Origin of the sequence: Pseudobutyrivibrio sp. YE44 (genome assembly GCF_900104335.1) — a bacterium.
In the GTDB taxonomy this organism is placed as follows: domain Bacteria; phylum Bacillota; class Clostridia; order Lachnospirales; family Lachnospiraceae; genus Pseudobutyrivibrio.
This window is the reverse complement of the sequence record NZ_FMXT01000022.1, coordinates 1-9,363: the sequence shown is the minus strand read 5'-3', so window position 1 is coordinate 9,363 and position 9,363 is coordinate 1. Positions and strand designations below refer to the sequence as shown.

Below are 9,363 nucleotides of genomic sequence, written 5' to 3'. Positions count from 1 at the left end.
TAGAAGATGAAATACGAAGATGTCAGGATAGAATTGCACAGATAGAGGCAGAAGAAGCAGAGGCAGCAAGAAGAGCAGCGGAAGCAGCAGCTAGCGCTGGAGCATAGAGGGCATAAGAGATGAAAAAAAGATTAACAAACATGAACATTGGTGAGAACTTTACAAATAATGCATCTTTTCTAGATAACAAGATTTTTACTAAGACAGTTAATAGCATTGGTGATACTGCGCTAAATCTTGTTATGGATTATGACTTGTTCCAGAGAGATGTCGAGGTTGCTGGAACAGATTCAATGTTTCGAATGACATCTGTAATTAATGGATTGCATGATGTTTCAAATTCCCTTAAGCCTCACGTTATTGGGGATATTGTTCCAGCGTTTGAACAGGTGCAGAAGGAATTGAACTTTGATGATTTGATGTCTTCAGAAGGTATTGAGGCAACATTTTTATAGGATTATTTTAGACCTGGATACACAGTTGGAGACAACAAGGAAGGACAGAAACGGACTATGGAAAAGCAAAATGGAAAATTCTTTGATGTAAGTAAGACGAGAGAATACTTCGGGAAGCTTTCCGACCAATATACAGATTTTGCATCAGCTGCAGGCGTACACAAGGATTCAATCTGGGATATGATTAATACAAATTCTTGGAGAGGAACTGATGCCGAGACAGCCAAAAATCTGCTAAAAACAAATAAGATTACTCTTGTGGATGCGCTCACAGATTTGCACATGGAAACACTTGAAATAGGTCAGCTCATCCTTGATAAATTTGCAGCCGAGGTGGACGATGCTCTGGATGCAAGAATAGACTACAATACATTAGAGAAGATTAATCTTGACTATAAGAATCTATATGCAAATTCTACATCAGTTTTTGATTCTTCTGTTGAACAGGCAACAAGTTGTCAGCAGCGATTCAGCAGATATGGCGACATTAGAATCCCTGATTATTCTGTTACAAAGGATGCTCTTATAGATATTTGTGGAGGCGACGATGATGAAGGTGGCTTCATTTTTGCTTGCATGAAAAAACTAGAGAAATTCGACGCAGAGACTCTTGCAATGATTGAAGAAGCTGAGATTGAAAAGAAAGCGGATATCCTATTTTGTCGTATGAACGGAAAGTCTGCTCCTTCAAAGTTGAATTTCAAATTTGGAAAGGGCTTCGATTTATTAACTGCTTTACACAGCAGACCATGGGCTATTAATGCACTGTTTAATGGCAAAGGCTTCAGAACTCGTTATGGCCAGGGGGATATTATGTTCCCTTCAATGTGGCGTTTTAGTAATGGCAGACATGGTAAGTTTAGAAGTGGATTCGTTAACCTTAGAGCAGATGTAAGTGGGAGAAGAGGGCTTAAGAGCAGAGGAAATAAGGATAGCGTAAAGAATAAAAGCTATGATTTTACGATACAAACATCTCAGCCAAATAATATATATGACGTGAATACGTTAAGAGAAATGGTCCAGAATTATGAGGCCAATGAATGGTATATTTATGGCTATATGAATTATCTTAATGATGAGGGGAGTGATCATTGGGACGAAAAAGATATTGAGGCTGTTAGTATTATTATTAACGCAGCTATGTACGCTGAAGATACTATATTACTGGATTCTTCATTGCAAGAGTTTACATACACAACGGAAACATATGTAGGTGATTCATGGGGCGCAAATGTTTATACCTATGAGGTAGGTGTAGATTCCAAATTAGTATCAAAGGTACTTGGTTATTTGAATTGGAAAACGCAGGGGAAGACGTATTCGACACTATCGAGGATTGCGAATAGTCCTGTGGATACAGGCAAAATATCTTACTATAAAGGTTCCCATGATATTTGTAAAGGATATGATAAACCTGAAATATCAATAATTTCATTTATGGAAGATGGTGTTTTGAAATTTAATGTTTCAAGTAACCACGAGGACCATACTTTCAAAGCTGTAAATATGTATCAAAAACTTGGAAAAGAGGGAATATCAAATCTAAGTTCAATTGGATTCTCAGATAAAGAAATGTGCTGTTATGCAAATTCTATATATACTTCAGAAGACATACAATTTGTAACAAAACTGGGTAAGGCAAGAACGAAGGATGACTATTATAGCGTAGCTCAGATCGATCCAGATAAACTGTCAAATAGTGGGCGGATGGCATTTGCTATGTATGGTAATAAGGTTTTTGATGGAGCTATTAGTTATTCTAATGATGGTATTGTAGAACATCCAGCTGGGAAGGCTAGACTTATTTCCTTTACTAATGGAATGTTTCTGCAACAACAAAGTGGAGGAGACTATACAACAAGTGAGGCGACAGGTAATGTATCCTGGACCGTTGACTCAATATCGTATGGCCATGAATATTATATATTGGCCTCAACTTTGGCAAAAGCAAATGCTGAAAAATCTGCTGAAGTATTAGAAACATATTTGAAGTTGAATGATTCGGTTGATGAAGCGGTGCTTCAGAGTGTTGCAACTCAAATGGGGACAACATTAGAAGACGTTAAAACTGCTTATAGTGAAGGAAATAAAAGTTTACTGAGATCCTATATGGATATACAACAGAGCAATTATGATTATCTTACATATTTGGCAGGATTACAGTCATATGATTCTGTATTTGTAAATGATTACAACGTTCGAACTACGGTAAACGAAAATCTGGCGGGAGATATTTATAATGGAAAAGTAACTACAATTGATTTTGATATTAAATCAAATGGGAGATTATCAATAGAATACAACGGTTCGTTGTTTTCGAAGATTAATGGTGCTATGAAGCAGTATAGTGTTTCTTCTGAAATGACCGGGGAACAATTAGATGATATGGATAGATTAGATGTTTATTATTCAGCCGTAGAGGAATATAAGACTTCATTAATTGATGCTGGTTTTGATACAGCTATTTTGGTGGCCGAAGACTATTTGAAACTATCAGGTGCAGGAGTTGCTACATTGAAAGTACTAAGCTCAATGGTAACTGGTGATGCTGATGCTGCCGGAGAAGCCATGGAGGTTCAAATTAATGATGAAGATTTAAACTCTTGGATTACACGAATGGTAGATGGTTCATTAGGAAATAAATATGGAAGTCTTCCGGTTACTTCAACTGTCAAAACGATTTCAAGTAGCATTAGAGGCATAAAAGGTGCCTCGTCTGATGTTGATGAAGCATACGAAAAGTTAATGGTGGAATGGTGTAAGGATGGTATTGTCGTAGATAGTAATGGCGATGATCAAGTAGCGTATATGGGCACATATGGTCCAATAACGACATATAAGTGGTATTTGTTTAAACAGGATGGAATATCAATGTTATGCGCAAATAATACAGCGATTAATGATGGAAATACGGCTATTGACAGTGCTAATGTAGATGCTTATATGAATGGTAATACGTGGGACGGATATAGTACAGCTCAAAAACGAGAGGTACTTAAACTTATTTGGAATGGTTCGGCTGGAAGTTCATTATCATTTAGTGATATAACAAGCGATCAGTTTATAGATGCAGTTAAAGAATTAGAAAAAATAATGCCAGGTAGTATTCAATATGTTAAGAGTGCGACAGGAAGTTCGTATTCGGAACGATTTAATAATTATGAGGTTACGTTATGAAAAAAAGAATTTTTATAATAGCAGTCGTTATTGCACTTCTATTAATAGTTTTATTAGTAATACCTTTTTTTCATCCATTAAAGGTATACAATCCTTTAGCTGGTGTATATTTTTATGTTCATGGTACATACGCTGAATCATATGATTACGATACTAGAGAAAGAATTAATATTCCGTCAAAATGCATGCTAAGACCAGTTGAAGAAACAAGTTTTTTGGGGGGAATTAGAGATTCTGAGAATGTTGTAAAGACAATATATATTCCAAATTCAGTCAAAAAGATAGGTCCGGTATCCTTTTCGGCATTCAATAAGTTAGAGAATATCGAAGGAGGAAAGAATGTGCAGATTATTGACTATTGTGCATTTAAAAAGTGTGAGAGTTTATCAGAAATTCCTACTTTTGAAAAACTAGAGTTGATTGAAGAATCTGCATTCGCAGAATGTAATCTTAATAAGTTGTATTTGCCCTCAAGTATTAAAAAAATTGGTAACTATGCATTTGGATGGAATAATATTAGTAAAATAGATGTTGAATCTAAGGATGTAGAATTAGGAAAATTGGTATTTGCTGATAATCCTTTCGAACGTGCAATGGGTGATTTTGTTATTGATGAAAATGGAAGACTTCAGAAATACAACGGTAACGATGAGATAATTGTTATACCTAGCGATGTTACGACAATAGATGGTTCATTTATTTTTTATAATAATAATGAAAAAATGAATGATGTAGAAATATTCATCTTAGATTCTGTTTCTAAGATCACTAGTGAGAGTTTTTTGGTTAGCGGTAACCTCAAGGTTTTTATTCCAAATAGTGTTACTGAGATAGAAGAGTACGATGATGCGAAACAATACGTTTTTCAACCTGATGTAACTATTGTTACGACAAAAGGAAGCACAGCAGAAAAATATGCGAAAAAGTATAATCTCAGTTACGAAATTGTCGACAAAATAGTGTATCCCGATAATACGAAAAGAAAATCTGCAGTTTTGCCTAATCCTATAAAGAATTAAAAATTTGAATCTTAAAAGTGTTCAGTATAAGTTAAGGTGATAATAAGGATGTAATACTAGTTTGCTAACAAAGATAAAAGGCATGACTGTATATTTGCATCATTAGAGTAAGCTTAGTGAGGGCAATTAGTATGACACAAATTTTGGAAACCACAATTTATTATGTACAGAAAATCGGAATCATTTATTCTATGTGCTGGATTTTTTGGATTTGTTTCCTAATAGCTTTCGTAGGATTATATTTCAGTTCTAGAAATTTTAGAGAGAATTGTTTGCCTAGTAAGGCTATAGTTAATAGCTATTGTAGAGATACACAAGATGGTTCAACCGTTGTGTATGTGAGAATACCAGAGATAAATGAGGTCTGTTCTGTTAGGGCTGGTGCAATTCCGGTGGATGATTATCCTGTAGGGTCTGAAGTTGACGTTTTATATTTGAAATGTTTAGTGGGGTATGACGTTAGAGCAGCAAACTATCAGGATGGATGGTTGCTATGGTTGTTTTTTATTTTCCAGGCACTTCCAATAGTGGCTATGGTTGGCTTGCGTATATATTCAACATTCATAGATCCAAGCTTTCATGTAATTTAGCATTCTTTGGCGACTAAGCTTTTAACACCGCAAAGCTGTGAGTATAGCCTTGCGGTATTTTTATGTAACAAAATAAGATAAAGGATTTTAGATAGGTAGATTATTTATGTTTAAGGTAATAGAAATATCAATGATTTTAGTGATGCTGGCATTAGCGTTTGTTCCAGTGTTGATAGCAAGAGAACAAAATTATTCCCGCAAAGAGCAGGTATTGCTTATTGGCTCGAATATAGCATTTGGAATAGTTATAATTATTCACACATATTTGGGACATGGTGCTATGGCGCATTCAAATATTCTTGAAAATTTGACATATGGAATGCCGTTTATAATATGGATATTGTTTTATATATCAAATATTAAAGCGAAATCATATAGATTTAAAATGATAGTTTTCATTTGTCTTATTGTAAATCTGGTAATTGACACATTTAATGGACTATATTCAATGCTTGTTGATACTTTTATGTTAGATTATATGGATACTTCCTATTTACCACAGTATATTTTTATGGTACTGATATCAAATATACCAGTTATTCTAGCGTATTGTTTTGCCATTTTTTATGTGCGTAAAGTGGGAATAAAGAAAGATGAGGCGGTCGCTAATAATCGGATATTGTTATTTATGCCATTTATACTGTTAGTAATACCTAAACTTTGTATGCATATCTTATCGATAATAAGAATGCAGTCCATATTTATAAACTGCAGTTACATATATGATATATCGTTGGCTGCAGCTGTACTATTGCAAATGCTTTTTATAAAAGCTGACAATTGCGTTGAAATCGAGGAATCAAATAAGCCTATATCGGGCAAAACAAAAACAATAATATTTGGTGCTATAGCTGTATTGTCTGTGCAGGTGGTGTTTGTTGGTATATTAAGAGGCAACCTAAATAAGTTTTATTACACGGTACCTTATGGTATGGATTTTGATTCCGCTGCAGAATTATTAGAGTTTAAATCAGGTAGAGGTAATCCAATTGTAGAAAAAGAGGATGGCACAATTACTGTTACAAAAATGAGATATTTAAACGAGGGCCGCTTGTATGCAGAAATGATATATTGGTTTAGACATGATAAATTCTGGTATATATCGATACATGTAAAAGCTCACGATGGAACCAGTGACTATGATTTAAGCGATTACCTTGATGAAAAGCTTAAGAACGGCAATTTTGGGGCCAATAGTAAATATGAAATATCGTTACCTTGGTATACAGATGGTGTGGATGTATATATCAAGGAAAAGTAGTTTTTAGTTGAATAGCGACGATTTTTTGTAATTGGAAAAATGAGAATAATGCAAGTAAAGAAGAAACCAATAATCCTAGTATTGATGGTAACATTATTTGTTATCTTAATATTAGCATATGTTAATAATAACTCATTTTGGGTGGGAGATTATAAATACTTATTTCATGTGTTCAAGCCAGAGTCTCGTGTGGGTATCGTTGAATATAGGGGTGGTGAAAATGTAGAAATCCCAGATAAATTAGGGATACTCGACATAGATTATATCTCAAGAGAAGTATTTGATGAGAATAGTGACATCAAGAAGATAACAATAAAAAATAATAATGTAGATTTGATAGAATTTTTTCACTGTGTCAATCTTGAAACGGTTGTTATTGGGGAGGGAGTTGAGAATTGTTATTATGATTTTAGTGTTTGCACAAACCTTCATAACATAAATATATGTGACGGGGTGAAGTCAATAGATTTTTGGCTTGATGATTGTGAGAATATTGAAAGCTTGGATATTCCAGATACTGTTCAAAATATTCAGTTACATTGTGATGGATGCAAGAAATTAAAAAGTGTAAACTTACCAGTTTCTATAGATAGAATACACAGTATGGTTTTTAGTGATTGTACATCGTTAGAAGAGGTAAAATTTCCTAAGACGGTAAAGGAAATAGATTTACTAATCCTGTGGGGGACCCCATTTGAAGAAAAACACAAAAATGATAAATATTATGTCGCAGGTGATGGATGTTTAATCTTTAATTATGCTAATCCTGGTGTTGTTCCAAATGGTGTAAAGAATAGTTGTAATGAGGTGGGACAGGATGATCATTATATTTATTATCCAGATTCACTGAAAATATTTGATTATTCAGACGTTGATTATAATACACATTGCTTTGGTGCAGAAGAATTTGAAAAGATAAACATAGATAGCAAATGCACTATAATAGCTCCGGAAGGTTCACCAATGGCAAAGTATTGTCAGGAGAATGGCCTAAACTATCGTCCATCAACTCCAGAGGAGGAAGCTACCCGTAAACAAAAAACCGAAGCCGCAGCTTCAGAGATAACATATCAGGACAACAACTAGATATGGAGACATAAACAGTGAAAAAGATAGTAATAATAGCTTCAATATTCTCAATAACATGTGTTTTATTGATGTCAGTTTATTTTGTTTTGAAAAATAGAAATACACCCACTGTAGAACCAGATTGTATTTCTTCATTTTACGGTTCTAGAAATCAAACTGATTCAAATAAAATCTATTTCGATGAGGATAAATTGGAGGTTGCAGCCTTTAGGTATAATTGGTGCTATGGAACAGATTATACATACAAAGATATGGAACATGCCTATTTTGAAAAAAATGAACTATACACAAATTATCTTGAAATATTTTATGGTGATGTTATTGATGAGATATACAACAGCTTTGAATATATAACAGGAAAAGAATATGATGCTGTTTTTTCATATTTATCAGATAGACAGAAAAGTAATGTAGAAAATATTTATCTTGAGGAGCAGCAAATGGCTTATGAATACTACGGGAAAAAAATAAATTTTTTTACGTTGACTGCAGAACAGCAGCTGGAATTCTATAATTTGTATAAGGACCCTGATTATAAATTAAATGACGAGATTCTGAAAAATGAGTAAATTCTGGGCAAGGGTAACAAGGAAGTTAGTATGACACAAATATTAGAAACTATGATTTATTATATGGAGAAAGTAGGACTGATTTATTCTATTTGTTGGGCTTTTTGGCTTGCCTGGCTAATAGCTTTTATTGGGGCATATTTTAGTGCAAGAAATTTTAGAGAGAATTGTTTGCCTAGCAAAGCAATTATTAAAAGTTATTGTGAAGATGTACGTGACGGATTAACCAGTGTATATGTGCGAATTCCAGAAATAAACGAAGTTTGTTCTATCAGAGCAGGAGGTGTATCGGAAGAGGATTATCCTGTCGGCTCTGAAATTGATGTTTTATATTTGAAAGGTATATTTGGTTATGATGTTAGAACATCCAAATATAAGGATAGATGGCTTCTTTGGTTGCTTTTTATTTTTCAGGCAATCCCACTAGTTGCTATGGCTGTCTTATATATATATTCAACCTTCATAGATCCAAGCTTTCATGTGGTCTAGTATTTTGGTGACTAAGCTAATAAACACCGCAAAGCTGTTATAGCCTTGCGGTATTTTTATGTAATTGGTAAAAGGAGACTAATGCAAGTAAAGAAGAAACCCATAATCATTATATTGATGCTAATATTATTTGTTAGGTAAACGGTAAATCATGAGTACCTCGTTCCATTTGTTCAGATTTGAGATAATTCTGTATAACAACTATGGATTGTATGGAAACTATGGACATAGTTCTCATACAAGTCATAAAACCCGAACATACAGGAGGATACTCATATGAAAAATTCAGCTGCCTTAAAAAAACAGATGCGTTATCAGCAATGGGTTGAAGAAGTTAAAGACTTCAATTCCAGACCCAAAGACATGACAGTTCGTGAATGGTGTGCCATTCACGATATTAAACCACCAACGTTCTATGATCACATGCGAAGAGTTCAGGACTATTTCGCAGGTCAGCTTCAGTCTATAGATGAATCTAATCAGATGGTTGTTAGTGAACCTACTTTTGTTGAAATATCACCTGCTATCACTGAACCAAAACCAGTAACGTATGGAGTAGCTTCAATCATTTGTGGCAATGCTCGTATAGAAATATCAGAAGATATTTCGGAAGAGTTTCTATTAAAACTGATAGGAGCAATAAGCCATGCTCAATGACACTACCAGTTTTAAGAAGATATACATTGCTACAGGTTACACTGATCTTCGCCAAGG

General features: G+C 34.3%; 9 protein-coding genes. All 9 read left to right on the top strand.

The features are described 5' to 3' along the window. Positions 1 to 119: 119 nt before the first annotated feature. Entirely contained in the window at positions 120 to 455 is a 336-nt protein-coding gene (locus tag BLR54_RS14665) for a hypothetical protein (protein WP_090422375.1), read from the top strand. Positions 456 to 512: 57 nt separating this feature from the next. Next, complete coding sequence (locus BLR54_RS14660) at positions 513 to 3,632, top strand: hypothetical protein (RefSeq protein ID WP_090422373.1); 3,120 nt, start codon at positions 513 to 515, stop codon at positions 3,630 to 3,632. Beyond that, a complete protein-coding gene (locus BLR54_RS14655) occupies positions 3,629 to 4,651 on the top strand; it encodes a leucine-rich repeat domain-containing protein (RefSeq protein ID WP_090422371.1) in 1,023 nt (340 codons plus the stop codon). The genes BLR54_RS14660 and BLR54_RS14655 overlap by 4 nt, the downstream gene beginning before the upstream one ends. 131 nt (positions 4,652 to 4,782) lie before the next feature. Then, complete coding sequence (locus BLR54_RS14650) at positions 4,783 to 5,241, top strand: hypothetical protein (protein WP_090422370.1); 459 nt, start codon at positions 4,783 to 4,785, stop codon at positions 5,239 to 5,241. A gap of 106 nt (positions 5,242 to 5,347) precedes the next feature. Beyond that, positions 5,348 to 6,502 carry a hypothetical protein gene (locus BLR54_RS14645; protein WP_090422368.1) on the top strand — a complete coding sequence of 385 codons (1,155 nt, stop codon included), beginning with the start codon at positions 5,348 to 5,350 and terminating at the stop codon, positions 6,500 to 6,502. Between the two features lie 48 nt (positions 6,503 to 6,550). After that, positions 6,551 to 7,588 (top strand): leucine-rich repeat domain-containing protein, encoded by a 1,038-nt coding sequence (locus tag BLR54_RS14640; RefSeq protein WP_176761975.1) that lies wholly within the window; start codon positions 6,551 to 6,553, stop codon positions 7,586 to 7,588. A 17-nt stretch (positions 7,589 to 7,605) separates the two neighbouring features. Then, positions 7,606 to 8,160, top strand: coding sequence for a hypothetical protein (locus BLR54_RS14635; RefSeq protein WP_090422364.1), 555 nt, complete (start codon positions 7,606 to 7,608; stop codon positions 8,158 to 8,160). A 30-nt stretch (positions 8,161 to 8,190) separates the two neighbouring features. Then, positions 8,191 to 8,649, top strand: a complete 459-nt coding sequence (locus tag BLR54_RS14630; RefSeq protein WP_090422362.1) for a hypothetical protein — start codon at positions 8,191 to 8,193, stop codon at positions 8,647 to 8,649. A 276-nt stretch (positions 8,650 to 8,925) separates the two neighbouring features. After that, the gene (locus BLR54_RS14625) at positions 8,926 to 9,306 is read left to right on the top strand and encodes a hypothetical protein (protein WP_090421340.1); all 381 of its coding nucleotides are present in this window, start codon (positions 8,926 to 8,928) and stop codon (positions 9,304 to 9,306) included. Positions 9,307 to 9,363 lie beyond the last annotated feature (57 nt).

Coding starts and splice junctions, on each gene's coding strand:
- BLR54_RS14665 (WP_090422375.1), top strand. CDS start 120: ATGAAAAAAAGATTAACAAACATGAACATTGGTGAGAACTTTACAAAT.
- BLR54_RS14660 (WP_090422373.1), top strand. CDS start 513: ATGGAAAAGCAAAATGGAAAATTCTTTGATGTAAGTAAGACGAGAGAA.
- BLR54_RS14655 (WP_090422371.1), top strand. CDS start 3,629: ATGAAAAAAAGAATTTTTATAATAGCAGTCGTTATTGCACTTCTATTA.
- BLR54_RS14650 (WP_090422370.1), top strand. CDS start 4,783: ATGACACAAATTTTGGAAACCACAATTTATTATGTACAGAAAATCGGA.
- BLR54_RS14645 (WP_090422368.1), top strand. CDS start 5,348: ATGTTTAAGGTAATAGAAATATCAATGATTTTAGTGATGCTGGCATTA.
- BLR54_RS14640 (WP_176761975.1), top strand. CDS start 6,551: ATGCAAGTAAAGAAGAAACCAATAATCCTAGTATTGATGGTAACATTA.
- BLR54_RS14630 (WP_090422362.1), top strand. CDS start 8,191: ATGACACAAATATTAGAAACTATGATTTATTATATGGAGAAAGTAGGA.
- BLR54_RS14625 (WP_090421340.1), top strand. CDS start 8,926: ATGAAAAATTCAGCTGCCTTAAAAAAACAGATGCGTTATCAGCAATGG.